Source organism: Leisingera sp. JC1 (genome assembly GCF_001679925.1).
GTDB lineage: Bacteria > Pseudomonadota > Alphaproteobacteria > Rhodobacterales > Rhodobacteraceae > Leisingera.
Genome location: NZ_LYUZ01000001.1, coordinates 219,570 through 245,431 on the forward strand (window position 1 = coordinate 219,570; position 25,862 = coordinate 245,431).

Sequence of the window (25,862 nt, forward strand, 5' to 3'; positions counted from 1 at the left end):
GCGATGACCGCGCAGCTCCGCCCCTCGCTGGCCGCCTGTCCCGCCTGTGTTGCAGCCCCGCATGACGGGGCAGAGCAGGCGCCAACCGAGGCACGGCTGGCACTGTCCCTGCCGGGCATCCACTGCCAGGCCTGCATTTCGACGGTGGAGCGGGAGCTGAACGCCCACCCGGGCATCCATTCAGCACGGGTGAACCTGACCCTGAAACGGGCACTGATCGAGGCGGAGCCGGACGTGCGCGCGGCGGACCTGATCCCGGTGCTGGAAAAGGCCGGCTTTGAGGCGCATGAACTGGATCTCGCGGTGCTGGCGTCCACCCAGAACGACAAGGCCGGGCGGGATCTTCTGATGCGGCTGGCGGTGGCCTTCTTCGCGTCGATGAACGTGATGCTGCTGTCGATCTCGGTCTGGTCCGGGGCGTCTGACGCGACGCGGGACATGTTCCACTGGATTTCTGCTGCAATCACATTCCCTGCCATCATCTTCTCGGCCCAGCCCTTCTTTGCCAATGCCTGGAGCGCCCTGCGCGTCAAGCGGCTGAACATGGATGTGCCGATTGTGCTGGCGCTGGTGCTCGCGCTTGTCACATCCCTATGGGAGACCTTCCTCTCGGGCGAGCACGCCTATTTCGACGCGGCGCTCACGCTCACGTTTTTCCTGCTGGCGGGCCGCTACCTGGACTACCGGACCCGCGCAGTTGCGCGCTCGGCAGCAGAGGAGTTGGCGGCGCTGGAAGTGCCCCGTGCCATCCGGCTGCTGGACGGCGACGAATTCGAGGTGCCGGTTGCGGATCTGGCCATCGGCGACCTGATCCTGGTGCGCCCGGGCGGGCGGATGCCGGTAGATGGTGAAATCGTTTCCGGCCAGTCGGAGCTCGACCGCTCCTTGCTGACCGGGGAAACCCTGCCGGTCTTCGCGGAACCCGGCCTCGCGGTTTCCGCAGGTGAAGTGAACCTGACCGGCCCGCTGACCATCCGCGCAACCGCAGTGGGCGAGGATACTTCGCTGCACCGGATGGCCGATCTGGTCGCCATCGCGGAATCCGGCCGGTCCCGCTACACTTCACTCGCCGACAGTGCCGCGAAACTCTACGCGCCCGGCGTGCATATCCTCTCGGCGCTCGCCTTTGCCGGCTGGTATCTCTACACCTTCGACGTCCGCACGGCGCTGAACATTGCCGCCGCAGTGCTGATCATCACCTGCCCCTGTGCGCTGGGCCTTGCGGTGCCTGCGGTAACCACCGCGGCCTCGGGCCGTCTGTTCAAAAAGGGCATGCTGATCAAACACGCCACCGCGCTGGAGCGGCTGGCAGAGGTGGATACCGTGGTCTTTGACAAGACCGGCACGCTGACCGCCGGCACCCCGGAAGTCACCAACCTGGGCGACCATGCCCGGGCGGACCTTGAGATTGCCCTGGCACTGGCCGAAGGCTCCTCGCATCCGCTGTCGGTGGCGCTGTCCCGCGCCGCGCGGGCGGCCGGGATCAAGCCCGCCAGTGTACAGGACATCACCGAGGTGCCCGGCTATGGCGCCGAAGGCCTGTTCCGCGGCACCCGTGTCCGGCTGGGCCGTGCGGCCTGGGTCGGGGCCGCGCAGGGCAGCCAGACGGCCGCCTGGCTCGATACCGGGGCAGGGGCGGCAAAACCGTTCCTGTTCACCGACGCCCTGCGTCCCGGCGCGGCGGAAGCGGTGGCGGCGCTGAAGGCGGCCGGCAAGGATGTGCTGCTGATCTCCGGCGACACCACCGGCGCGGTGGAGGATCTGGCCGGGCGGCTGAACATTTCCAAATGGGTGGCTGAAGCGCTGCCTGCGGAAAAGTCCGCCCGCGTTCAGTTGCTCTCCGATCAGGGTAAGAAGGTGCTGATGGTCGGTGACGGCCTCAACGACACCGCAGCACTGGCGGCGGCGCATGTCTCCATCTCTCCGGCCTCAGCCCTGGACGCGGCGCGTGTCGCCTCCGACATCGTGCTGCTGGGCCAGGATCTTGAGCCCATAGCCGAGGCCTGCGGCGTGGCGCAAAAGGCCMCCCGCCGCATCCGCGAGAACTTCCGCATTGCCACGCTCTACAACGTGATTGCCGTGCCGCTGGCGATCGCCGGACTGGCAACACCCTTGATTGCAGCGCTGGCGATGTCTACTTCCTCCATAACCGTTTCCCTCAACGCGCTGCGCCTGCGCTGAGCCCGCGCCCGCAATACTGGTACAAAACTTATGAGTGTCCTTGCCTACCTGATCCCGATTTCCCTGATCCTCGGTTCAGTAGGGCTGGCCGCTTTCTTCTACACGGTGCGCAGCAACCAGTATGACGATCCCGAAGGCGACGCCCGCCGTATCCTGAATGACGAGTGGGACGACAAGCCCAAGCCCTGACGGGTTCTGCAACCAATCCCTCCCGCCCCCCGGAGGTGCCCTGGCTGGAGCCAGAACACCTTTACCACGCCCAACGGGAGTATGGGTTTTCGAATGAAAAGCCTGACGACGGGCGGGAGAGCCCGCTGGAAAGAGACGGCAGGGCAAGAAAAAAGACGCCTCCGGGGGCGCCTTTTCTGATTTGAGGTGTCACCGCACTCAGGACGGGCCGATCGGTGCGCAGGTCACGTTGCGGGCATTCAGCCGGCGGCAGGCCAGTTCTGCCTGCTCCTGGCTCATGCCCAGGAAATTGGCCTCGAACCCGCGGCGGGTCTTGGCCACTTTACGCAGGGTGCCGTCCAGTGTTTCCAGCTCCGACAGTGCCGTGCGCAACAGCACCTTCTCGGCCTGGTAGCGGCTGGTATAGAGCCCCACATTGACCCCCCAGTAGCGCCCGCCGGAAGTGGACAGGCGGGTCACGACAACGGGCTCCGGCTCAGGKGCGGCTCCGGTCAGGCTGGCGGGGCGGGCCACAGGGCGCAGTCCGGTAAAGGGCACCTTCTGCACAGCAGCGATGATGACCGGCTCCGCTGTCTCTTCAGCAGGCTGTGGTTCGGCTTCCGCTTCGGCGAGGGCCACAGCAATGCTCTCCCGCACTGCGTCACCCTGAACTATGCTGTCAGCACTGACGGTTTGAACATTCTCAATCTGTTCCTGCTGGCTGTCTTCCGCCGGGCTTCCTGCCGTTTCAGAAACTGTGCCCTCATCTGACTCGCCGGAGGCAGCTGTTGCGGCAGGGGCGGCATCCTCTTCCGGTTCGCTGACCGGTGTCTGGAGCGCTTCCTCAAGGGCGGCAACCAGTACCGGCGATTCGCTGGCGCCCGGGCGCGATTTGGGGCGGAGGCTCGTGTTCACCTGGCCGCTTACACGGAGAGTTTTGCCTGCCACCCCATGCGAGGGACCGTCATCTGCGTCGGCAACCACCACATTGCCCGCGCCCTGATAGGCCGGCCGCTGCGGTTTGCGCAGGGCCGCGCGTGAGGGCGCCCGGCGGAAGCCGAGGTCCAGCAGTTCCGCCACCTTGGCATTGCGCGAGGCGGTTGATTTGCCGCCGAACACAGTGGCGATGATCCGTTCGTTGCCGCGCTTGGCTGAGGCCACCAGGTTGAAACCGGCGGCGCGGGTGTAGCCGGTCTTGATCCCGTCGGCGCCGCGGTAGGCGGCCAGCAGACGGCGGTTGGTGTTGGGAACCTCGCGAATGCCGGCATGGGTCGAGCGGCGCGAGAACAGGTTGTAATACTCCGGATAGTCATACAGCAGGTGCCGCCCCAGCGTGGTCATGTCGCTGGCGGTCGACAGATGCCCGCTGGCAGTCAGCCCGTGGGCGTTCTTAAAGGTCGTGCGGCTCATCCCCAGCGCCTTGGCGGTGCGGTTCATCCGGCGGGCAAAGGCGGCTTCGGAGCCGGACAGGGTTTCGCCGATGGCAGTGGCGGCGTCGTTGGCGGACTTCACCGCCGCGGCGCGGATCAAATAGCGGAAGGCAATTTTCTGGCCGGATTTCAGCCCCAGCTTCGACGGCGGCTCAGCGGCGGCATTGCGGCTGATCCGGACTTTGGTGTCCAAGGTGATTTCGCCGTTCCGCACCGCCTCAAACGCGATGTAGAGCGTCATCATCTTGGTCAGCGATGCCGGGTGCAGCCGGGTGTCGGCATTGCGTGAATGCAATACCTCGCCGGTGCGGGCATCGATGACCATCGCTGCATAGGGCGCAGCTGCGGCCCTCTGCGGCTGAAACGCCGCCGTAAGAACTGCCAAAAGAAAAACCGCGGCTGCCCATAGGAACCGGGTACGGGAATACCGGCTGGACGCCGGACTTACCTGCGTGATCACTGCCATGTTTGCCTCGTGCCGCCGGTTTTCCGGCTGACGTTTTTGCCTGTGCTGAAAAGCGTAACACAGGGTTTACGAGGAATAAACAGGCGCGGCAGCGCCCTGTTGAGCACTTCGGCTCAATTGCGCCGGCATCTTGTGTGCAGGGCGTAGCTAACCGCTAGATGCGGCAAGTCCTAACGGAATGTTACCAAAAAAAATTGCCTCTGCGGCCAGGGGCAGCGGCTGGAGGCGCCTGCTGGGAGGGCTTTGGCCCGTTTTTCCGGTCATCCGCCGTGGAAATTGGTCACATAGAACGGGGTGGAATAGCTGAGACCGAGAGAGAATTCGCATGGCTGATGCAGCCGCGCCTTGATGCGGGATTCGAGGTCCGCCAGCAATGCCCTGGAAAAGGTTTCATCCCGGTGCGGCTTGGTCAGCAATGCGACGCTGACGGTGATATGGGTGTGGTGATACCGGTCCGTGGAGTAGGCACGGCCCTTGCAGGCACCCGCACCGCAGTCGTGCTCCAGAATCACAGTTTCGATTTCGGCAAGAATGGCCTCGGCATCGACGTCCAGGTTGCTGGAGTACTTCAATTCTGCATGCGGCATGTGTCCGGGGCTCCTCTGGCGTTTGCCGAAGGAATAGCGCCGCTCAGCCCAGGCTGTCCACCAGATCCGCCAGCCGGCCCAGATCGGCGATCTCCGCATACCGCGGGCTGTGTTCCGGCGCCTCGGCGTGCTCGACCTCCCAGACCAGCCCGTGCGGCACATAGGTGCCCCAGCCGCCGGCCTCGATCACCGGCACCACGTCGGAACGCATCGAGTTGCCGACCATCATCGCGCGGTCCGGGCCGTCGCCATGGCGGTTGAAAATGTCCACATAGACGTCTGGTGTCTTTTCCGAGACCACTTCGACCCCGTCAAACAGCTCCCCCAGGCCGGACTGCGCCAGCTTGCGTTCCTGATCCAGCAGGTCCCCCTTGGTGATCAGCACCACCTTGTAGCGGCCCGCAACGGCCTCCACCGCCTCCCGCGCATGGGGCAGCAGCTCGATCGGATAGGACAGCATCATCTGGCCCGCGGTGATCAGTTCCTTGATGACTGCTGCAGGCACCCGCTCGCCGGTCACTTCGATCGCGGTCTCGATCATCGACAGGGTGAACCCCTTCACCCCGTACCCGTAACGCCCGAGATTGCGCTTCTCGGCGTCCAGCAGCTGGCGCTCCAGCTGCTCCGGGCCGATGTCCGCGGGGGTATGATCCTGCAGCAATTCGGCGAACCGTTCCTGCGTCACGCGGAAGAACCGTTCGTTGTGCCAGAGCGTATCATCGGCATCAAAACCGATTGTTGTCAAATTAGGTGTCAATCTGCCGGTCTCAGTCTCTTTTCCTCTACGCCATAGACGCTATATAAGCGTCACAGTTAATTCCACGTATCACTGGATCAAATTGCCCATGCCGCTGCTGCCGACAATGATGACCGATCATTCTGACGACGACACGGAATCCGGCGTTCTGACCAAGACGCGGCCCAAGACCAAGCGCCCGCCGCGCTACAAGGTGCTGCTGCTGAATGACGACTACACCCCGATGGAATTCGTGGTGATGGTGCTGGAACGCTTCTTCGGCATGACCCACGCACAGGCGTTTGAGATCATGCTGACAGTGCACAAGAAGGGCGTTGCCGTGGTCGGCGTGTTCAGCCATGAGGTGGCGGAAACCAAGGTGGGCCAGGTGATGGATTTCGCCCGCCGCCACCAGCATCCGCTCCAGTGCACCATGGAAAAAGAAGAATAAAGAGGCCCTTAGATGTCTGTCCGCTTGTCCCTGGCCGCCCAATCGGGCGGCTTTGCTGTGCCTGCCGAGGGCCGCATCGCCGTATTCCACCCGCGCAGCGAACACGATCTGTCGGTGCTGCCCAAGGACCAGGTTCTGATCATCCAGCCGCTCCGCCCGGACCATGACCATTTCGCGGGGCAGGGCTACGCCTGCGCACCCGCGCTGGAAGCCGGGGCAGAATATGCCGCCGCCGTTGTCTTCCTGCCGCGGGCCAAGGCACTGGCCCGGATGCTGGTGGCACAGGCCGCTGCCGTCACCGCGGGGCAGGTGCTGATCGACGGGGCCAAGACCGAAGGCATTGATTCGGTGCTGAAGGACCTGCGCAAGCGCTGCGCCCCCTCCGCGCCGGTCTCCAAGGCGCATGGCAAGGTGTTCTGGATCGAGGGGGGCACCGATTTGTCCGATTGGCTGCCCGACGGCCCGCAGCAGGTCGAGGGCTTCATCACCGCCCCGGGCGTGTTCTCGGCGGATGGCATCGATCCCGCCTCCCGGATGCTGACGGCGGCACTGCCGCAAAAGCTGGGCCGCTGCGTCGCGGATCTTGGCGCCGGCTGGGGCTATCTCTCGGCGCAGGTGCTGCAGCGCGAGGGCGTCGAAGAGCTGCACCTGGTTGAGGCCGACCATGCCGCGCTGGCTTGTGCCCGCCTGAATGCAGCGGATCCGCGGTCGCATTTCCACTGGGCGGATGCCCGGACTTGGAAGGCGCCGGGCTTGGTGAACACCGTGGTGATGAACCCGCCATTCCACAGCGGCCGCGCGGCGGAACCGTCGCTGGGGCAGGCCTTCATCGCTTCGGCAGCCTCCATGTTGGCCGCCAGCGGCAGCCTGTGGATGGTGGCCAACCGGCACCTGCCGTATGAGACCGCGCTGGCGGAAAAATTCGCCCAGGTGCGCGAAGAGGGCGGAGACAACCGCTTCAAGATCCTGCATGCGGCCAAGCCGAAGCGCGGGCGCAAGTAACCGCGCGCGGGGCGCAATGGCGGTTTCCAAACCGGCAGGCGCGGTCTAACGTGCGGGCCAAATGCCATAGGGGAGCACCCTTTCATGTCCTTTTCCATTTCCGGAAAAACTGCCATCGTGACCGGCGCCGCCAGCGGCATCGGACTGGCGATCGGCAAGCAGTTCGCTGATGCCGGCGCCAATGTAATGTTTGCCGATACGCACGAGGCTCAGCTGGTTGATGAGCTGGGAGAGCAGGCCGACGAAAGCAATATCCGCTATTTCGCAGGCGACCTGCGCGAGCGGCTGACCATTGCCAACCTGTTGTCGGCCACCATCGACGCCTTTGATGATATCGACATTCTGGTCAACGGCGCACGGCAGGTGGTGGCAACCGACGCGCTGGACCCCCAGGACGAGACACTGGACCAGCTCCTGAACCAAAGCCTGCTGCCGTCGGTGCGCCTGTCCCAGCAGGTTGCCAAGCGGATGATAAAGCAGGGCGAAGAGCGTGAGGACAGCGACGGCCCGCTCGGCGCCATCATCAACCTGTCATCGATTGCGGCCCGCCGCACCCATCCGGACCTGATGGCCTATTCAGTGGCGTCTGCCGCGCTGGACCAGGTCACGCGCTCCTTGGCAGTTTCACTTGCGCCGCACCGCATCCGGGTCAACTCGATTGCCTTCGGCTCGGTGATGAGCGCCTCGATGCAGGAGACGCTCAAGGAAAACCGCAGCTTCCGCCAGGATATCGAGGCACACACGCCGCTGGGCCGGGTGGCCTCTCCGACGGAACTGACCGAGACGGCCCAGTTTTTGGCGTCTGACGCCTCCGGGTTCATGACCGGGCAGGTTCTCACGCTGGATGGCGGCCGCACTCTTCTGGATCCGGTTTCCGCACCGATGCACTGATTGGACTGACCATTGACTGCTGAAATGAAAGAAGAAAAGGCCCGGGCTGCGGCCTGGTTCCGGGAATTGCGCGACCAGATCGTCGCGGCCTTCGAAGGGCTGGAGGACAGCCACGCTGAGGGCCCCTTCTCGGAAATGGACGCGGGCCGGTTTGAAGTGACCGAAACCAAACGCACCTCGGACGACGGTTCCGACGCGGGCGGCGGGCTGATGAGCGTGATGCGCGGCGGCCGGGTTTTTGAGAAGGTGGGTGTCAATATCTCAGAGGTCTACGGCACTCTGGGCGAACGCGCGCAGGCCGCGATGGCGGCGCGCAAGGGGATTCCGGGAATGAAGGATGATCCCCGGTTCTGGGCCTCCGGGATCTCGCTGGTCGCCCACATGCGCAACCCGCATGTGCCTGCCGTGCACATGAACACCCGCATGTTCTGGACCCCGCACGCCTGGTGGTTCGGCGGCGGTTCGGACCTCAATCCCTGCATCGAATACGCAGAGGATACCGCGCATTTCCACGGGCAGCAGAAACAGCACTTGGACCTCCACGGGATAGGGCATTACCCGCGGCTCAAGGCATGGGCGGACGAGTATTTCTACATCCCCCACCGCAAACGCGCCCGCGGCGTCGGTGGCATCTTCATGGATGACCGGAACTCCGGCGACTGGGCCACGGATTTCGCGCTGACCCAGGACATCGGCCGTGCCTTCCTGCCGGCCTTTGTGCCGCTGGTCGAAAAACGCAGGGTGCAGGACTATTCCGAGGCCGACAAGGACGCTCAGCTGATTCACCGGGGCCTCTATGCCGAATACAACCTCGTTTACGACCGCGGCACTAAGTTCGGGCTGGAAACCGGCCACGACGCCAACGCAGTGCTGATGAGCCTGCCGCCGCTGGCCAAATGGGTCTGAACCGCGGGCACCCCTGGAACTGACAACGCGCCGCTGCTCAGCGGCGCGTTTTTCTTGCGGCGGATTTACGCTGATCTGCGTCCTTAGGGGCGCGACTTTGCGCCGCCCTGCGCTAAGATGAAACTCAACAGGCAAAGAAAAGAGCAGTTGTAACGAAGCGAGGCAGGGAGCACATCACATGCGCAGACTGGTTCTTGGGGCATTGGCACTGGCGTTGACGGCGGGCTGCGGCAGGCCGCCGGAAAGGGATGCCGGCGCGCCGGCGGTCACGCGCACCGAACCTGCCAACGCCCGGCTGGCCGGGCTTTCCACCTATCCCCGCTTCGGCGACCGCGACCCGCATGACTGGGAAGGGCGCAAGCCCTGGTCATACCCAGTCCACGGCATTGACGTCTCGCGCTATCAGGGAGACATCGACTGGCGCAGGGTGCGCCGCTCCGGCGTATCCTTCGCCTATATCAAGGCAACCGAAGGCGGCGACCACACCGACGCCAAATTCCGCGACAACTGGCGCGGCGCGCGTGCGGCAGGGCTGAAACACGGTGCCTACCACTACTATTATTTCTGCCGCCCCGCCGCAGAACAGGCGCGCTGGTTCATCAAGCATGTGCCCAAGGACGCAAACGCGCTGCCGCCGGTGCTGGACATGGAATGGAACCACCGCTCCCGCACCTGCCGCACCCGGCCCGACGGCGCCACGGTACGGGCCGAGGCGCGCAAGTTCCTGAACATCCTGGAACGCCACTACGGCAAGCGCCCGGTGATCTATACGACAGTGGATTTCTACCGCGACACCGGCATCGGGAAGCTCACCGGCACCGAGTTCTGGCTGCGCTCCGTCGCGGGCCACCCGCAAAAGGTCTACCCGGGCAAGAACTGGAGCTTCTGGCAGTACTCCGGCACCGGCGAGGTGCCGGGGGTGGCGGGCGACGTCGACCTCAACACCTTCCGCGGCAGCCCGGAGAGCTGGCTCAGGTGGTCCGGTCAGATCTGATGCCGGGCAGGGGAGGCATTGCCCCCTCACGCCCTTGGCACTGACCTCCAGGATATTTTCAGCCGGATGAAGAGCGGATCTTCTTTTTATCTGGCTTCAAATATCCGGGAGCGCGAGGCAGGGCCTCGCTCAGGCTTTCCAGTCGAAGAAACCCTTGCCCGCTTGTTCCAGCAGCTTGGCCGCCATTTCGCGGCCCAGCTCCGCGCCGTCCGCAACAGCGCAGGTCTGGTCGTCATTGATCGCCTCCGACCCGTCCGGGCGCAGCACTTCGCCACGCAGGCGCAGGGTGGAGCCGTCCAGTTCAGCCAGCCCTGCAATCGGCGTTTCGCAGGAGCCGTCGAGCGCCGCCAGGAAGGCGCGTTCCGCCGCCAGCCGCTTGCCCGTCTCATGGTCGTGGATCGCCGCCAGCATATCGCCCGCGCGGCTGTCATCTGCGCGCCTTTCGATGCCGATCGCACCCTGCGCCACCGCGGGCAGCATGTCGCCGGTCTCAATCGCGTTGGCGGGCACATCTTCCATTGCCAGCCGGTTCAGGCCCGCCATCGCCAGGAAGGTGCATTCCGCCACGCCCTCGGACAGCTTGCGCAGCCGGGTCTGAACATTGCCGCGGAATTCGACCACGTTCAGATCGGGGCGGCGGTTCAGCAGCTGCGCCCGGCGGCGCAAGGATGAAGTGCCGACCACGGCGCCCTCTGCCAGATCGTGCAGCGATTTCAGCGCAGGAGAAATAAACGCATCCCGCACGTCCTCGCGCGGCAGGTAGGTGTCCAGCGCCAGCCCCTCCGGCTGCGCGACCGGCATGTCCTTCATCGAATGCACCGCGATGTCGATAGCGCCGGACAAGAGGTCCTCTTCGATCTCCTTGGTGAACAGCCCCTTGCCGCCCAATTCCTTCAGCGGCTTGTCCGCGGCGATCAGCGCCTGATTGTCGCCGGTGGTCTTGATCACCACGATCTCGAACGCCTCCTGCGGCAGATCAAAGGCTGCGGCCAGGCGCGCGCGGGTCTCATACGCCTGGGCCAGCGCCAGCGGCGATCCGCGGGTGCCGATTTTCAGGGGCGAAGCGGGGGAGGGCAGGGTCAGTGTCATGCTGAAAGCCATAAATCAGTTTGCATCCCGGAGGAAACCGGTTTTTGCGCATCTCCCACAGGCCGGGCGCGCGGGCTTTGACATAAGACAAGGCGCAACCGCGCGGGGCGCGGCACATCGCCCCTGCTCTTGACATTCCGCCCTTCAGGCGTGACCTCAGGAGCCAGCTGACAAAGAGGATGACCATGGCCAGACAAAAGAAGCTGCTGCGCGCATTGGCGGGTGAAAAACAGGATGTGCCGCCGATCTGGATGATGCGCCAGGCGGGCCGCTACCTGCCGGAATACCGCGCCACGCGGGCCGAAGCCGGGGATTTCCTGTCGCTCTGCTACAACTCCGAACTGGCGGCTGAGGTGACGCTGCAGCCGATCCGGCGCTACGGCTTTGACGCCGCGATCCTGTTTGCCGATATCCTGCTGATCCCGCAGGCACTGGGCGCTGACCTGTGGTTCGTGACCGGCGAAGGCCCGCGGCTCTCGACCATCACGACGGAGGCCGACTTCGCCAAGCTGGGTCCGGCATCTGATATCCACGAGACGCTGAACCCGATCTATGAAACGGTCCGCATCCTGTCGCGTGAGCTGCCCGCGGAAACCACGCTGATCGGTTTCGCCGGCGCGCCCTGGACTGTGGCCACCTATATGATCGCAGGCCGCGGCACTCCGGATCAGGGGCCGGCCCACGCCCTGCGCGAGGAAAACACCGCCCTGTTCGAGGCGCTGCTGGCACGGATCACCGAGGCGACCATCGACTACCTCTCCAAGCAGATCGAGGCCGGCGCCGAAGTCGTCAAAATCTTCGACAGTTGGGCCGGCTCGCTGAAGGGCGAAGCGTTCCGGAAATACGCGCTGGAGCCCTGCCGCCAGATCACCGCGGCGCTCAAAGAACGCCACCCGGGCATCCCCGTTATCGGCTTCCCGCGCGAGGCGGGCGAGAAATACGTGGGCTTTGCCAAGGCAACCGGTGTGGACTGTGTGGCGCTGGACAACTCCGTGGACCCGGCCTGGGCCGCAGCAAATGTGCAGGTTGACGGCTGCGTGCAGGGCAACCTGGCGTCGCGCCATATGGTGACCGGCGGGCAGGAACTGGTGGAGGAGACCCGCCGCATTGTCGAGGCGTTCAGGAACGGCCCGCATATCTTCAATCTCGGCCACGGCATTACCCCGGATGCCAACCCGGACAATGTGCAGCTGATGATCGACACCGTCCGCAACGGCTGATCTTGTGTTATCCATGAAGATGCGGCAATAGCCGCATCTTCGGACACATCCAGAGGTCTAACGATGGACTACAGCAGAATGGGCGGTGCCCGCATGGGCAGCAACAAGCCCCGTCATTCGGAACATAATGCCAAGGGCACCAAGAAGAACCCCTTTGGCAAGCAGGCGGACAAGACCGAACTGCTCAAGCGGATGAAAGCCGCGGCTGAAAAGGCCAAGAAAGAAGACTGACACTACTTCCGGGCCAGTTCTGCCAGGATGTCCTCCGTGTGCTGGCCGCGCCGGGGGATCTCCGGCGGCGTCCAACCCGGCTGGCCAGAAAACCGCGGCGCAGGGGCGGCTTGCAGCACACCGTCTGCCTCCACCCAGGCGCCGCGCGCATTCATCGGATGCGCCATTGCCTCCTCCGGGTTCAGCACCGGGGCCACGCAGGAATCTGATCCTTCGAACAGCGCCGCCCAATGATCGCGCGGCTGGCCGGCAAAGATCCCGGCAAGACGGCCGGTCAGTGCAGGCCAAAGCGCCTTGTCGAACTGCCGCTGGAACTCAGAATCTTCCGCCAGCCCCAGCTTCTCCAGAAACAGCGCATAGAATTTCGGCTCCAAGCATTGCACTGAGACATAGCCGCCACCAGCGCAGGCATAGGTGCGGCACCAATGCGGCCCGTCGAGCAGGTTTGCTCCACGCGTGACGCCAAAACTCCCGGCCTGGCGGATGCTCATCAGCAGGTTCATCATATGGGCCGATCCGTCATAGATCGCAGCATCCACCACACAGCCCTGTCCGGTGGTCCTGGCATTCAGGATGCCTGTCAGTATCCCGGCCACCAGATACATCGCCCCGCCGCCGATATCGCCCACCAGCGTGGCTGGTGTCAGCGGTGCATCTCCGGCGTTCGAGGCATACCACAACGCCCCCGACAGCGAGATGTAATTGAGGTCATGCCCCGCCGCATGGGCCAGCGGGCTGTCCTGTCCCCAGCCGGTCATCCGGCCATAGACCAGGCCTGGGTTCACCGCGTGGCAGTGCTCGGGCCCCAGCCCCAGCCGCTCCATCACTCCGGGGCGGAAACCCTCGATCAGCCCATGTGCGGTTTCGGCAAGTTTCAGGAAGGTCGCGGCATCGTCCGGGGCCTTCAGGTCCAGCGTGATGGATCGTTTGCCACGGTCCAGAAGTGAGCGCTCCGGCATTCCTGGTGCACGGGCCGGTGTACGGGTGGTGTACGGCCGGTGCACGCAGATCACCTCCGCCCCTAGGTCCGCCAGCGTCATCGCGGCAAAGGGGCCGGGACCGAGCCCTTCAACTTCCAGAATGCGGATCCCCTGCAGCATTTGGCCTCTCCCTTTCGCTGTCCGGCAAGAACAGTCTGCGGCGGCTCAGGCGGATCCGGCAAGCTGCCGGCGGAATTTCCGTGGCGGCATTCCCGTGCCTTTGGCAAAGACGCGGCTGAAATGGGCCGGATCGTAGAACCCCAGCTCATAGGCAATCTGGGCGGCCGTCAGATTTGTGTAGATCAGCAGCCGCCGCGCCTCCCGCAGCACCCGGGCGCTGACCAGCGCAGAGGCCGGCTGCCCGGTGGCCTGGTGGGCAATGCGGTTCAGGTGTGTTGTTGAAACAGCCAGCTCCGCCGCATATTCCGCCAGCGGGCGGCGCAGACGGAAATCGCGTTCCACAAGGGCCTCAAACCGGGTAAATAAAGGGCTGGCAGAGGATTGCGAAGCTGCGTTCCGGTCAGCCGCGATGGCGCGCGCGGCCCCTGCGGTGAGCGCAAGCGCCAGCCCCCGCAGCATCTGCGCCCGTCCGAATGCCTTGGCCCGGTACTCGCGGAACAGTTTTTCTGCCAGGTCCTGCATGCCATCGGGCAGCGTCAGGACGGCGGGCTGATCCAGCGGCGCCCGCATGCCTCCACCTGGTGCCAGGTTCTGGTCCAGCAGGTCGGAGGCCAGGGTAATCACCCAGCCGCCGGTCCCGCTGCCAAAGCGGAAGCCATGCACCACACCGCGGGGCACATTGATCAGGCAGGGCGGGGCGAGGCGATGTCCCTTTCCGTCAAGATCAGCCGCTCCGTCCCCGCTGATCAGTACCAAAATCTGATGCAGCCTGGCGTGCCGATGGGGCCGCAATTCCCAATCATGCAGCTCGGAACGGGCGCGGATTGTCTCGACGTGAAGCACATCGGCGAGCTCGGCGGTTTCGCCAAATAGGTTGTAGCTGTCGATGCGTGCTGACGGAGGCATGTACGAAATTTACAAAAAATGGCGCGCTTGGTCCATTCGCAACAGGGCGCTTGCGGCGCATAATCCCCTTCGCACGAATAATCCGAACGGTCAGGGAAACACGCATGTCCACACATCAGACGCAGGTTGTCATAATCGGCGGCGGACCCTCGGGGCTGCTGCTGTCGCAGCTTTTGCACCGCAAGGGGATCAGCTCGATTGTGCTTGAAAAGCACAGCCGTGCCCATGTGCTGGGCCGGATCCGCGCAGGAGTGCTGGAGCACGGCTTCGTCAACTTGATGCGCGAGGCTGGCTGCGGCGGGCGTATGGACCGCGAAGGCGAGATTCACGAAGGCTTCCACATTGCGCATCAAGGACAGTTGGACCGGATCGACCTGGCAGGCCGCACCGGCGGTGAGACGGTGATGGTTTACGGCCAGACTGAAGTGACACGTGACCTGTATGAAGCGCGGGATGCGATGGGTGGTATGGTCATTCACGAGGCGCAGAATGTGCAGTTGCAGGGGCTGACTGACTCGCGCCCGTATGTGACCTGGGAGCAGGCTGGAGAGGCCCAGCGCGCCGAATGCGATTTCGTAGTTGGCGCCGACGGGTTCCACGGGGTCAGCCGCAAGTCGATTCCGTCTGATGTGCTGAAGGAATATGAGAAGGTCTATCCCTTTGGCTGGCTTGGGGTTCTGTCAGAAACGCCTCCGGTGGCGGAAGAGCTGATCTATGCCCGGCATGAGCGGGGCTTTGCCCTATGCTCGCTGCGCAGCCGGGTGCTGAGCCGCTATTACATCCAGGTGCCGCTGACCGACCGCGTGGAGGACTGGAGCGATGCGGCGTTCTGGGAGGAGCTGAAACGGCGGCTGCCGGAGGATGTGGCGGCAGACCTGAAGACCGGTCCGTCGATCGAGAAATCCATCGCCCCCCTGCGCAGCTTCGTGGCCGAGCCGATGCGCTATGGCAATCTGTTCCTCGCAGGCGATGCCGCCCACATCGTGCCGCCGACGGGGGCCAAGGGGCTGAACCTGGCGGCGTCAGATATCAACTATCTCTACCATGGTTTCCTGGATCACTACCTCCAGAGGGACAGTGCGGGGCTGGATGCCTATTCTGAAAAAGCGCTGGCGCGGGTCTGGAAGGCGGAGCGGTTCAGCTGGTGGATGACCAACCTGTTGCACAGGGCGCCGGAGGGATCGGAGACAGACCTGCGGCTGCAAAGGGCGGAACTGGACTACCTGTTTTCCTCAGATGCGGCGCAAGTCTCGCTGGCGGAGAATTATGTGGGGTTGCCCTACTGAGGCCTAGGCATTCGCCGGCGGCTGACGTCCGGCAATCAGTGGCTCCCGCGCCTTTGCAGAGCATCACAGATGCCCGGCAAAGCCTTGGGTCCGGCGCCGCGCTGAAGCGCGGCGCGGCAGCGCGCAGGGCGCGCTGCCTGGCCCAACGCCGCCCAAGGCCCGGCGTCAGCCGACCGCCAGGGCGGGGGCGGGAGCGCCCCAGGCAACCGTCAGTTTCCGGTGGCTGCCGCGCGGTGCCTCAGCCAGCTCCAGCAGGGCTGTACCGAAATCTGCAAAGGAAATCTTAGAGTTGCCCTCTGCGTCGGTAACCAGCGTGTCAGTTCCAAAGCGGTAACTGCCGGTTTGGGGCCCTTCTGACAGGATCGCGGGCGGGCGCAGGCAGGTCCATTGTGCCTCAGTCTCCGCGTCCAGCAGCGCGTCCTGTGCGGCGCAGGCCTCGGCAATCGGGCGGACGCTGTCGGGCAGGAAGCCTGGTGCGTTCAGCACCGTGTGGCCGCTGCCGTCTGCCAGTTTCAGGGTTGCGGCGCCGCCGGTGACGAGCGCCGGAATGCCGGCCAGCCGCGCGGCCGTCAGCGCATTGCGGGTCAGCGGCACCAGATCCGCCTCCCGGCCTGCGGGTGGCCTCAGGGCGCTGATGACCAGATCGTGACCCCTGGCGGCTTCTGACGCGGCCTGTGGCTGGTCCAGCAGGTCCAGTGCCAGCAGTGTTACATTCGGGCCAACGGCGCCAAGGGCCTCCGGTTTGCGCGCCACGGCTGTCACGTGGTGGCCGCGGGAAATTGCTGCCTGCAGTGCCGCGCCGCCGACATCGCCGGTGGCACCGAAAAGAATTATCTTCATGCTGTTCTCCTTTTTATCTTGATGTCGAGATACAAACTTTTAAATCTCGACGTCAAGATAAAATTTTCCGGCGAAGGCTTAATGCGCCCAGTCAGGGGCTGCAGCAGGCTTGGCAGCGCCGGGCTGGGCGGCTAGGTCTGAAAGGAACCGCAACGAAGCGCCAGGGAGGGCCCGCCCATGCAGATGAGTGACCAGAAGGATATCGCCGCCGATCCGGCAACCGTCTATGCAGCGCTGCTGACGCCGGAGGTTCTGAAAGCTTGCGTGCCCGGGGCGCAAGAGGTGACCGGCACGCCTCAGGACGGGTTCGAAGCCACGGTCACCCAGAAGGTCGGGCCCGTCAAAGCAACCTTCAAAGGGCAGGTGACGCTGTCGGATCTGGTCGAAAACGAAAAGCTGACTATCTCCGGTGAGGGCAAGGGCGGCGCGGCCGGCTTCGCCAAGGGCGGGGCTGTTGTGACGCTGGCGCCGTCTGAAACCGGCACATTGCTGTCCTACAACGTGGAAGCCAAGGTCGGCGGCAAGCTGGCCCAGCTGGGCAGCCGGATCATTGATGGTTTTGCCAAGAAGATGGCGGATCAGTTCTTTGTCAATCTGCAGTCCCACCTGGCGCCGGAAGAAGAGGGCGGCGATGGTGCTGCACCGGATGAGGGTGAAGAAAAGAAAGGCTGGTTCAGCAAGGTGACAGGCCGCGGCTGATCCCTGCGCTGGCGCACAGGCCATTCTGCGGCCTGATACGATGCGCAGGGCTGGCAGGCGCGGCAAACCGCCGCTAGGGTGGCCGGGATTTGAGACCATCCCGGAGGCACCATGGCGGCAATCCTGTCAATCCGCGATCTGCGCAAAACATATGATGGCGGTTTTCAGGCGCTGAAAGGCGTCTCGCTGGATATAGCTGAAGGGGAAATCCTGGCGCTGCTCGGGCCTAACGGCGCGGGCAAGACCACGCTGATTTCAACCATCTGCGGCATTACCACGGCAACGTCTGGCAGTGTCAGCGTTGGCGGGTTCGACAACGTCAGCCAATTCCGGCAAGCGCGTGCCCTGATCGGGCTGGTGCCGCAGGAGATTACGCTGGAGCCTTTCACCAAAGTTCTGGACACGGTCACCTTCTCCCGCGGTCTGTTCGGCAAGCCTGCCAGCCCGGCGCTGGTGGAGGACGTCTTGCGCAAGCTGTCGCTGTGGGAGAAGCGGGACAGCCGGATAATGGACCTGTCTGGCGGAATGAAGCGGCGGGTGCTGATTGCCAAGGCGCTGGCGCATGAGCCGCGCATCCTGTTCCTGGATGAACCGACGGCGGGCGTAGACGTCGAACTGCGCAAGGACATGTGGGAGATCGTCCGGGAGCTGAAGGCGGACGGTGTCACCATCATCCTGACCACCCACTACATCGAAGAGGCCGAAGCGATTGCCGACCGTGTCGGGGTGATCACCGGCGGCGAGCTGCTGCTGGTTGAGGAAAAAGAGCAGCTGATGGCGCGGATGGGGCAAAAGCAGCTGGAAGTGCAACTGACCGCGCCGGTCGAGGCAATCCCTGAGGCGCTGTCGCAGCACAATTTGCAAATCGTCAATGGCGGCGGGGCGCTTCTCTATACCTATGACGCTCGGGCGGAGCGGACTGGCATCACCACACTGCTGAACGATGTGGCCCAGGCCGGACTGGTGCTGGCGGATGTGCAGACCCGGGAGTCCAGTTTGGAGGATATTTTTGTCGGTCTTGTCTCTGGCGGACCGGCAGCAAAAGACGCAGCCGCAGGAGATGCAGCATGAACTGGACCGCAGTTGCCACAATCTACAAGGCGGAAATGGCGCGCTTCTGGCGCACCTTTCTGCAAAGCTTCATCTCGCCGGTCCTGTCCACTTCGCTCTATTTCGTGGTGTTTGGAAGTGCCATCGGCAGCCGCATTCAGGAGGTCGACGGGGTCGAATACGGCGCCTTTATTGTGCCTGGGCTGGTGATGTTGTCGGTGATCACCCAGAGCATCAGCAATGCGTCCTTCGGGATCTACTTCCCGAAGTTTATCGGCAATATCTATGAGATCCTGTCGGCGCCAATCAACTTCCTGGAGGTTGTGGCGGGCTTTGTCGGTGCGGCAGCGACCAAATCGCTGTTCATTGGCACGGTGATCCTGTGCACCGCCTCACTGTTTGTGGATCTTTCAGTGCAGCACCCGCTGGCGATGGTGGCATTTCTGGTGCTGACCTGCCTCAGCTTCTCCCTGATGGGCTTCATCATCGGTATCTGGGCCGGGAATTTCGAACAGCTGCAGCTGGTGCCGTTGCTGGTGGTGACGCCGCTGGTGTTCCTGGGCGGGTCTTTCTATTCGATTTCGATGCTGCCCCCGGTCTGGCAGACGATTACCCTGTTCAACCCGGTCGTCTATCTGGTGTCGGGTTTCCGCTGGGCCTTCTTTGGTCAGGCCGATGTGCCGGTGCTCCTTAGTCTGTGTGCGATTGGCGGGTTCACGCTCGCTTGCGTGGGCGTCATCTGGTGGATCTTCAAAACAGGCTGGCGCATCCGGGCCTGATCCGGGCGATGCCTTCCTTCAAGGCGGCAGCCGCAGGCTGCTGCCCATTAAGGCGGGCTGGGAGCAATTCGGCGGGGGCAAACCAGCGTTGCATTTATGCCCGCGGCTGTGCGGTTTTTGCATTTCACGGAAATTCCCAAGTCCGCGCACCTTGTTTCACCCCGGACGGCCCTCTACATCGGCGCCATGAGATTTCACCTGCCTTTCCTGAAAAGACAGCCGCTGGTGGCAGTGGTGCGCCTGAATGGCGCCATTGGCATGCCCGGCCGCGGCTCCCTCAGCGACGCAGGGCTGGCACCGGTGCTGGAGCGCGCGTTCCGCAAGGGCAAACCTGCTGCCGTCGCACTGGAGATCAACTCTCCTGGCGGTTCGCCGGTGCAAAGCTCGCTTATCGGCGCCCGCATCCGGCGGCTTTCAGAAGAGCTGGATGTGCCGGTCTATGCATTTGTCGAGGATGTGGCAGCTTCGGGCGGCTATTGGCTGGCGGCGGCTGCAGATGAGATTTGGGCCGATGCCAGCTCGGTTCTCGGCTCGGTCGGGGTGATCTCAGCAGGTTTTGGCGCCCATGTCCTGCTGGCGCGCCAGGGGGTGGAACGGCGCGTCTATACCGCGGGCGAAAGCAAATCGATGCTGGACCCGTTCCGCCCGGAAAACCCGGAGGATGTGAAGCGCCTAAAGGTCATCCTGAACGACATCCACGCCAATTTCATCGACCATGTCACCGAACGCCGCGGGTCCAAGCTGCACAGTGAGGAAAACCTGTTCACCGGCGAGGTCTGGCTGGCGCGCCGGGCAGAAGAACTGGGGCTGATCGACGGTATCGGCCATCTGAAGCCCAAGATGCAGGAACGGTTTGGTGAGAAGGTCCGCTTCCGCCGCTATGGCCTGAAGAAACCGCTGCTGAGCCGCTTCGGTATTCAGGTCGCGCAGGATGCGCTGGCCGGGATCGAGGAGCGCGCCGAATACGCGCGTTTCGGTCTCTGACGTGCTGTTCAAGATCGTTGCAACCTTTCTGGCGGTGATGGCTGTGCTGGCGATGTTCGGCAAGTTGCGGTTTCCCGGCCAGAAGCAAATAAATTCCAGGCGCTGCCCGTCCTGCGGCCGCTTCAAGATCGGCAAGGGGCCGTGCGCCTGTAATAAGGGGGATCGTGGCAAATGATGCCATGGCTGTATTCGGCGCTTGGTCTGGTCATCCTGCTGCTGGCGGGGGACGCGCTGGTGCGTGGTGCGGTGAATCTCAGCCTGCGGCTGGGGGTGCCCGCGCTGATCGTCAGCCTGACCATCGTCGCCTTTGGTACCTCGGCACCGGAACTGCTGATCGCGATCAGCGCCGTGCATGAGGGCGCCGATGGCATCGCAATGGGCAATGTCGTTGGTTCGAACACGGCCAATATTCTGCTGGTGCTGGGCATACCTGCCCTGATGCGGGCCTTGCACACCAGCGAGTGCAGCACCCGCAGAAATTATATCTTTATGCTGGGTGCCTCGGTTCTGTTCATCGGCCTTGCCTTTGGCGGCACCTTCACCGTCTGGTCGGGGCTGATCCTTCTGGCGGCGCTGGCAGGGGTGCTGGCGGTGGCCTTCCGCGACGCTCGCAACCACCGGCGCAACGGAAATGGCAAGGGCTGCGCTGCGGATGCAGACTTGGAAGAGATCGAGGAAGCCGACCCGGACATGCCTTACTGGCGCGTTGGCCTCTACCTGCTGCTGGGCCTGATCGGCCTGCCGCTGGGCGCCGACCTGCTGGTCGATAACGCTACAATCATTGCCCGCCTCTACGGCGTCAGCGAAACCGTGATCGGCCTGACGCTGGTGGCAGTCGGCACCTCGCTGCCGGAACTGGCCACCACTGTGATGGCAGCGCTTCGCCGCCAAGCGGATGTGGCGCTGGGCAATGTGATCGGCTCCAACATGTTCAACTTGCTGGCCATCATAGGTATTGCAACTTTCATCGGCCCGATCAGCGTGGATCCGGAATTCCTGCAGTTCGACCTGTGGGTGATGCTGGCCGCCTCATTGCTGCTGATCCCCTTTGTCTTCTTCAAGCAGGACATCACCCGCATCTGGGGTGTCATTCTGACGGCGCTCTATCTGGCCTATCTCTTCGTCCTGTTCTAACTCTGTTTCCAAGGCAGCAGCAGGGAGGCACAGATGCGTGCATTGGTGACCGGGGCGGGCAGGCGGCTGGGGCGCGCCATGGCTTTGGAGCTTGCAGCGCAAGGGTATGACGTCGCTGTCCACTATGCGTCTTCCGCAACTGAGGCAGAGGCGACGGCGGCGCAGATCCGCAGCATGGGCCGGCAGGCCGCGGCAGTACAAGCAGACCTGCTGCAGGAGGATCAGGCCCAGGCTCTGCTTCCGCGCGCAGCTGATAGCCTGGGCGGCGCCATTAATTGCCTGGTCAACAATGCGTCCGTGTTTGAGCATGATACGCTTTCCACTGCCTCCCGGAGCAGCTGGGACCGGCATCTGGACAGCAATCTGCGGGCGCCGTTTGTACTGTTGCAGGCCATGGCCGCGCAGGAGATCCCGGTAGAGCTGGATGCAGGCGGCGAGCCGAGGGCATGGGGGCTGGCGGTCAACATGATCGACCAGCGGGTGCGCAAGCTTACGCCTGACTTCATGAGCTACACACTGGCCAAATCAGCGCTGTGGACATTGACGCAGACGGCTGCACAGGCGCTGGCTCCGCGGATCCGCGTCAACGCCATCGGCCCGGGCCCGACCCTGCAAGGGCCGAGGCAAAGCGCGGAGCAATTCGCCCGCCAGCGAAAGGCCACAATTTTGCAGCGCGGCGCGGATACCGAGGATGTCACCGCGGCTCTCAGCTATCTGCTGCAGGCAAAAGCAGTGACGGGTCAGATGATCTGCGTGGACGGCGGCCAGCACCTGGGCTGGCAGACTCCTGACAGCGACGGCCTTGAGTGACGCAAACAGGGAAGAAACCGGCCCTTTCGCTGCAAGTTTTGCACCGTCTAACATGCCGTCACGGAAGCGTTACAAAAGTGCCTTTCTTTTCAAAACCTTGACAGATGGCGTGAAAAGTTTTTCTTTAAATCAGCACCTTATCAGGTTGCCTAAAAAATAAGCATCCGTCCAAAACCGCTCTGAAATAAGAGAAAAGGCGGGATAGCCCAAAGATATCTCCGTAGTTATCCACAGCTTCCGTGGATTTCCCGGCTCTTGATCCTGACGGGTAAACATTGCAGCCAAGGACAGGGAATCATATGTCTGGGCGCATGACTGACCAGCCTTCCGAAACAGCCCCGGATTCGCCCGTCCGCACCGGTTACGCGGTAATCCAGGATTATGTGAAAACGCTGGACGCATCGCCCGGCGTTTACCGGATGCTGGATGCGGACAGCCGCGTGCTGTACGTGGGGAAGGCCCGCAACCTCAAGGCCCGGGTGTCGAATTACACGCGCCCCGGAAATAGCCCGCGGATCGAGCGTATGATCGCGCTCACCGCGTCGATGATGTTCCTGACCACCCGGACGGAAACCGAGGCACTGCTGCTCGAGCAGAACCTGATCAAGCAGCTGAAGCCCAAGTACAACGTGCTGCTGCGTGATGACAAAAGCTTTCCCAACATTCTGGTCGCCAAGGATCACGCCTTCCCGCAGATCAAGAAGCACCGCGGCGCCCGCAAGCAGAAGGGCAGCTATTTCGGCCCCTTCGCTAGCGCCGGTGCGGTGAACCGGACGCTGAACCAGCTTCAAAAGGCGTTCCTCCTGCGCAACTGCTCGGATTCGATGTTTGAGACCCGCACGCGACCCTGCCTGCAGTATCAGATCAAACGCTGCACAGCACCCTGCACCGGGCTCATCAGCGAAGAGGATTACGCCGCCAGCGTGCGCGACGCAGAACGTTTCCTGTCCGGCCGCTCCACCAAGATCCAGGAGGAACTGGCAGAGCAAATGATGGCCGCCTCGGAGGCGATGGAGTTCGAGCGCGCCGCCGCGTTGCGCGACCGGATCAAGGCGCTGACCCAGGTGCAGACAAGCCAGGGCATCAACCCGCGCGGCGTGGCAGAGGCGGATGTGATCGGCCTGCATATGGATGGCGGCCAGGCTTGCGTGCAAGTCTTCTTCATCCGTGCCAACCAGAACTGGGGCAACCAGGATTTCTACCCCAGGGTCGACGCCGACAACAGCCCGGCAGAGATCATGGAAGCCTTCCTGGGCCAGTTCTACAGCAACAAGGAGCCGCCGCGGCAGCTGATCCTGTCCGACGGCATCGAAAACGCCGACCTTATGGAGGCCGCGCTGAGCGAGAAAGCCGAGCGCAAGGTCGAACTGCTTGTTCCCCAGCGCGGAGAAAAGACGGAACTGGTGGCCTTTGCGGTGCGCAACGCCCGCGAAAGCCTAGCCCGCCGCATGGCCGAAAGCGCCACGCAGGCCAAGCTCCTGCGCGGGCTGGCCGAAGCCTTTGGACTGGATGGCCCGCCGCAGCGGATCGAGGTCTACGACAACTCGCACATCCAGGGCACCAATGCCGTGGGCGGCATGATCGTGATGGGGCCGGATGGCTTCATGAAAAACGCCTACCGCAAGTTCAACATCAGGGGTGACGACCTAGTCCCCGGCGATGACTTCGGCATGATGAAGGAAGTGCTGAACCGCCGCTTCTCGCGCTTGCTGAAGGAGGACCCGGCCAGGGAGAAGGGCCTGTGGCCGGACCTCTTGCTGATCGACGGCGGTGCCGGGCAGGTCTCTGCTGTGGCAGAGATCATGGAAGCGCACGGTGTGCAGGACATCCCCATGGTCGGAGTCGCCAAGGGCGTGGACCGTGATCACGGCAAGGAAGAATTCTACCGCCCCGGGGAGAGCGTCTTTGCGCTGCAGCGTAATGATCCGGTGCTCTATTTCATCCAGCGGATGAGGGATGAGGCGCACCGGTTTGCGATCGGCACCCACCGCGCCAAAAGGGCCAAGGCCGTCAGCGCCACCCCGCTGGACGAGGTGCCGGGGGTAGGAGCTTCACGTAAGCGGGCGCTGCTGGCGCATTTCGGCAGCGCCAAGGCCGTCAGCCGCGCCAATCTGGCCGACCTGAAGGCCGTGGATGGAATATCCGAAGCGCTGGCCGAACGGATCTATGACCACTTCCATACGCAGGGTTAGGCCGCTCAATTTGGGCTGAGAGGCAATCGTGCTAAGTCTGAAGGGCAGCCGTTAACTGCCCGGAGGAATTATGCCTGTCTCCCTGACCGTGAAAACTGTTGTCTATGACACCTATTCGGTGTCCGGAAAAACGCTGCCGGACATTGCCAAAAGCATCAAGAAGAGCGGCCCGAAAGACCCGAATGACAACAAGAAGGTGGCCTTTCTGACCACCACGGAACTGGAATGCCTGACCGCCAAGGGAAAATACGTTGCCGACGGCAAACCCAAGATCGACAAGAAAACAGGCTGGTTCGAGGTGACGGCCAAGGTCTCGGCGCTGAAACTGAACCTGCATACGACGGTGAAATGCCCGAAGCGCTCTGTCAGCGGGCTGTCGCCGCGGGCGCTGATCGAATGGTACCGCTTCTATGCCTGCTGCCTGGCGCATGAAGCGCAGCACTTGGATAAGGCCAAGAAGGAATGCGACAAGATCGCCAAGGAACTGGACAAGCTGAAGGGAAAAGGGCTGGCGGACACCGAAGCAGATGCTCTGAAGATGGCCAGGGAAGACCTGATGCGGGAGATCAACAACCACATCTTTGTGGACCGGGACCGGCTGAACGAGGTGCACCGGAAATTTGACCGCTCAAGCCATCATGGCGAAAAGAAGGGGGCGTTGCTGGATACTTCCGTAGGATGAGACCAACACGTCCCGCGTGCTCACGGACCTGATTGCAGCCGGCCCCCACTGTTTAATGATGCCAGCCATTGCCGAATTTTAATCAACGCCGCTTTCCACTTTTGAAACAGCCGGATAATGTGCGCGGCATGAAGTGGACTCTGCCTAATATCCTCACCCTGCTGCGGCTGGTCGCAGCACCCGGCCTGGCCGTGATGTTCCTGTATTTCACCCGGCCTTACGCGGACTGGTTTGCCTTGCTGCTGTTTGTTACCGCAGCTGTCACTGACTGGTTCGACGGCTACCTGGCGCGGGCGTGGAAGCAGGAAACCAAGATGGGCGCGATGCTGGACCCGATTGCCGACAAGGCGATGGTGGTGATCGCTCTGATGATCCTGGTGGGCTATTCCGCCGAGCATTGGACGCCCTGGCTGGTGCTGCCTGCCACGGTGATCCTGTTCCGCGAGGTGTTTGTATCTGGCTTGCGCGAATACCTGGGAGACACCGCTGGAACGCTGAAAGTCACCAAGCTTGCCAAGTGGAAAACCACGGCCCAGATGATCGCAATTGCCACACTGTTCTCGCAGGGTATCTTTGAGCATTACCTGGTGATGTCCTCGTTTGGCATGGACCAGGCACTGATCGAACAGATCATGACGGGGCAGATTTCCGACGAAATGGGCCTGCGCTGGAAATTTGACGGCATGGTCTGGACTGGCCGCGTTGGGCTGTGGCTGTTGTGGATTGCCGCAGCGCTGACCGCTATCACCGGGATCGACTACCTGCGCAAGGCAATGCCGCACCTGAAGGAGGCGCACTGATGGATGTCCTGTATTTCGCCTGGGTGCGCGAACGCATTGGCCTGCCGCGCGAGCGTGTGGAGACCAATGCCGCTACGGTCGCGGATCTGGTCGAAGAACTGCGCGGGCGCGAAGATCGCTACGCCGCTGCCTTTGCCGATCTGTCGGCGTTGCGGGTGGCGCTGGACCAGGAACTGTCTGATTTTGACTCACCCCTGGATGGCGTGCGTGAGGTCGCATTCTTCCCGCCGATGACCGGGGGCTGAGGC

At 63.2% G+C, this 25,862-nt stretch carries 27 protein-coding genes and 1 pseudogene; 21 read left to right on the forward strand and 7 right to left on the reverse strand.

Translation table 11 applies throughout. From position 1 onward, the window contains the following. Positions 1-3 precede the first annotated feature (3 nt). On the forward strand, positions 4-2,181 hold the full coding sequence (locus A9D60_RS01060; protein WP_065265885.1) for a heavy metal translocating P-type ATPase: 2,178 nt from the start codon (positions 4-6) through the stop codon (positions 2,179-2,181). A gap of 30 nt (positions 2,182-2,211) precedes the next feature. Next, positions 2,212-2,370, forward strand: a complete 159-nt coding sequence (ccoS, locus tag A9D60_RS01065; RefSeq protein ID WP_019297180.1) for a cbb3-type cytochrome oxidase assembly protein CcoS — start codon at positions 2,212-2,214, stop codon at positions 2,368-2,370. 198 nt (positions 2,371-2,568) lie between these two features. Here ccoS and A9D60_RS01070 read toward each other — a convergent pair whose 3' ends face one another. The 3 genes from A9D60_RS01070 to A9D60_RS01080 all read right to left on the reverse strand — a co-directional run bounded on the left by A9D60_RS01070 (position 2,569) and on the right by A9D60_RS01080 (position 5,589). Continuing rightward, complete coding sequence (locus A9D60_RS01070; RefSeq protein WP_065265886.1) at positions 2,569-4,245, reverse strand: D-alanyl-D-alanine carboxypeptidase family protein; 1,677 nt, start codon at positions 4,243-4,245, stop codon at positions 2,569-2,571. A gap of 260 nt (positions 4,246-4,505) precedes the next feature. Next, a complete protein-coding gene (locus tag A9D60_RS01075; protein WP_065265887.1) occupies positions 4,506-4,832 on the reverse strand; it encodes a hypothetical protein in 327 nt (108 codons plus the stop codon). A 43-nt stretch (positions 4,833-4,875) separates the two neighbouring features. Further along, the gene (locus A9D60_RS01080) at positions 4,876-5,589 is read right to left on the reverse strand and encodes an HAD family hydrolase (protein ID WP_065265888.1); all 714 of its coding nucleotides are present in this window, start codon (positions 5,587-5,589) and stop codon (positions 4,876-4,878) included. Between the two features lie 106 nt (positions 5,590-5,695). On the opposite strand from A9D60_RS01080, the gene clpS reads away from it, so the two are divergent. The 5 genes from clpS (at position 5,696) to A9D60_RS01105 (ending at position 9,812) form a co-directional block, all read left to right on the forward strand. Beyond that, on the forward strand, positions 5,696-6,019 hold the full coding sequence (clpS, locus tag A9D60_RS01085) for an ATP-dependent Clp protease adapter ClpS (RefSeq protein ID WP_036762377.1): 324 nt from the start codon (positions 5,696-5,698) through the stop codon (positions 6,017-6,019). Between the two features lie 12 nt (positions 6,020-6,031). After that, positions 6,032-7,021, forward strand: coding sequence for a methyltransferase (locus A9D60_RS01090; RefSeq protein ID WP_065265889.1), 990 nt, complete (start codon positions 6,032-6,034; stop codon positions 7,019-7,021). Between the two features lie 84 nt (positions 7,022-7,105). Continuing rightward, complete coding sequence (locus tag A9D60_RS01095) at positions 7,106-7,912, forward strand: SDR family NAD(P)-dependent oxidoreductase (protein ID WP_065265890.1); 807 nt, start codon at positions 7,106-7,108, stop codon at positions 7,910-7,912. A gap of 24 nt (positions 7,913-7,936) precedes the next feature. Further along, the gene (hemF, locus tag A9D60_RS01100; RefSeq protein WP_175392859.1) at positions 7,937-8,818 is read left to right on the forward strand and encodes an oxygen-dependent coproporphyrinogen oxidase; all 882 of its coding nucleotides are present in this window, start codon (positions 7,937-7,939) and stop codon (positions 8,816-8,818) included. 178 nt (positions 8,819-8,996) lie between these two features. Next, positions 8,997-9,812 carry a glycoside hydrolase family 25 protein gene (locus tag A9D60_RS01105; protein WP_065265892.1) on the forward strand — a complete coding sequence of 272 codons (816 nt, stop codon included), beginning with the start codon at positions 8,997-8,999 and terminating at the stop codon, positions 9,810-9,812. Between the two features lie 129 nt (positions 9,813-9,941). On the opposite strand, the gene hemC is transcribed toward A9D60_RS01105, so the two are convergent. Then, complete coding sequence (hemC, locus tag A9D60_RS01110) at positions 9,942-10,901, reverse strand: hydroxymethylbilane synthase (protein ID WP_065266056.1); 960 nt, start codon at positions 10,899-10,901, stop codon at positions 9,942-9,944. A gap of 185 nt (positions 10,902-11,086) precedes the next feature. Here hemC and hemE point away from each other — a divergent pair, with 185 nt between their 5' ends. Together hemE and A9D60_RS26430 are read left to right on the forward strand one after the other, a co-directional pair. After that, positions 11,087-12,121 (forward strand): uroporphyrinogen decarboxylase, encoded by a 1,035-nt coding sequence (gene hemE / locus A9D60_RS01115; protein WP_065266057.1) that lies wholly within the window; start codon positions 11,087-11,089, stop codon positions 12,119-12,121. A 63-nt stretch (positions 12,122-12,184) separates the two neighbouring features. Continuing rightward, on the forward strand, positions 12,185-12,352 hold the full coding sequence (locus tag A9D60_RS26430; RefSeq protein WP_039159975.1) for a hypothetical protein: 168 nt from the start codon (positions 12,185-12,187) through the stop codon (positions 12,350-12,352). 2 nt (positions 12,353-12,354) lie between these two features. Here A9D60_RS26430 and A9D60_RS01120 read toward each other — a convergent pair whose 3' ends face one another. Both A9D60_RS01120 and A9D60_RS01125 read right to left on the reverse strand, forming a co-directional pair. Next, on the reverse strand, positions 12,355-13,452 hold the full coding sequence (locus tag A9D60_RS01120; protein WP_065265893.1) for a CaiB/BaiF CoA transferase family protein: 1,098 nt from the start codon (positions 13,450-13,452) through the stop codon (positions 12,355-12,357). Positions 13,453-13,497: 45 nt separating this feature from the next. Further along, entirely contained in the window at positions 13,498-14,358 is an 861-nt protein-coding gene (locus A9D60_RS01125; RefSeq protein ID WP_065265894.1) for a helix-turn-helix domain-containing protein, read from the reverse strand. Between the two features lie 104 nt (positions 14,359-14,462). Here A9D60_RS01125 and pobA point away from each other — a divergent pair, with 104 nt between their 5' ends. Next, complete coding sequence (gene pobA, locus A9D60_RS01130; RefSeq protein ID WP_065265895.1) at positions 14,463-15,644, forward strand: 4-hydroxybenzoate 3-monooxygenase; 1,182 nt, start codon at positions 14,463-14,465, stop codon at positions 15,642-15,644. 165 nt (positions 15,645-15,809) lie between these two features. Here the strand turns inward: pobA and A9D60_RS01135 are convergent, their stop codons facing one another. Further along, positions 15,810-16,484: an NAD(P)-dependent oxidoreductase gene (locus A9D60_RS01135; protein WP_065265896.1), complete on the reverse strand. Its 675-nt coding sequence runs from the start codon at positions 16,482-16,484 to the stop codon at positions 15,810-15,812. A gap of 177 nt (positions 16,485-16,661) precedes the next feature. On the opposite strand from A9D60_RS01135, the gene A9D60_RS01140 reads away from it, so the two are divergent. The 11 genes and pseudogenes from A9D60_RS01140 (at position 16,662) to moaD (ending at position 25,859) form a co-directional block, all read left to right on the forward strand. After that, entirely contained in the window at positions 16,662-17,183 is a 522-nt protein-coding gene (locus A9D60_RS01140) for a CoxG family protein (RefSeq protein WP_065265897.1), read from the forward strand. A 111-nt stretch (positions 17,184-17,294) separates the two neighbouring features. Next, positions 17,295-18,254 carry an ABC transporter ATP-binding protein gene (locus A9D60_RS01145; protein WP_065265898.1) on the forward strand — a complete coding sequence of 320 codons (960 nt, stop codon included), beginning with the start codon at positions 17,295-17,297 and terminating at the stop codon, positions 18,252-18,254. Then, positions 18,251-19,012, forward strand: coding sequence for an ABC transporter permease (locus tag A9D60_RS01150; RefSeq protein ID WP_019297162.1), 762 nt, complete (start codon positions 18,251-18,253; stop codon positions 19,010-19,012). Before A9D60_RS01145 ends, A9D60_RS01150 begins: the two co-directional genes overlap by 4 nt. A 186-nt stretch (positions 19,013-19,198) precedes the next feature. Continuing rightward, positions 19,199-19,996: a S49 family peptidase gene (locus A9D60_RS01155; RefSeq protein ID WP_065266058.1), complete on the forward strand. Its 798-nt coding sequence runs from the start codon at positions 19,199-19,201 to the stop codon at positions 19,994-19,996. Position 19,997: 1 nt separating this feature from the next. Then, positions 19,998-20,171, forward strand: a complete 174-nt coding sequence (locus A9D60_RS26435; RefSeq protein WP_175392860.1) for a hypothetical protein — start codon at positions 19,998-20,000, stop codon at positions 20,169-20,171. Further along, positions 20,168-21,130 (forward strand): calcium/sodium antiporter, encoded by a 963-nt coding sequence (locus tag A9D60_RS01160; RefSeq protein ID WP_065265899.1) that lies wholly within the window; start codon positions 20,168-20,170, stop codon positions 21,128-21,130. Before A9D60_RS26435 ends, A9D60_RS01160 begins: the two co-directional genes overlap by 4 nt. Before the next feature lie 24 nt (positions 21,131-21,154). Further along, positions 21,155-21,940 (forward strand): annotated as a pseudogene (locus tag A9D60_RS01165) (SDR family oxidoreductase); the annotation flags it as partial. A 299-nt stretch (positions 21,941-22,239) separates the two neighbouring features. Further along, complete coding sequence (gene uvrC / locus A9D60_RS01170) at positions 22,240-24,132, forward strand: excinuclease ABC subunit UvrC (RefSeq protein ID WP_175392861.1); 1,893 nt, start codon at positions 22,240-22,242, stop codon at positions 24,130-24,132. A 70-nt stretch (positions 24,133-24,202) separates the two neighbouring features. Beyond that, positions 24,203-24,814 (forward strand): DUF922 domain-containing protein, encoded by a 612-nt coding sequence (locus A9D60_RS01175; RefSeq protein ID WP_065265902.1) that lies wholly within the window; start codon positions 24,203-24,205, stop codon positions 24,812-24,814. A gap of 128 nt (positions 24,815-24,942) precedes the next feature. Then, positions 24,943-25,614 carry a CDP-diacylglycerol--glycerol-3-phosphate 3-phosphatidyltransferase gene (pgsA, locus tag A9D60_RS01180; protein WP_065265903.1) on the forward strand — a complete coding sequence of 224 codons (672 nt, stop codon included), beginning with the start codon at positions 24,943-24,945 and terminating at the stop codon, positions 25,612-25,614. Then, entirely contained in the window at positions 25,614-25,859 is a 246-nt protein-coding gene (gene moaD / locus A9D60_RS01185; RefSeq protein ID WP_065265904.1) for a molybdopterin converting factor subunit 1, read from the forward strand. Before pgsA ends, moaD begins: the two co-directional genes overlap by 1 nt. Positions 25,860-25,862 lie beyond the last annotated feature (3 nt).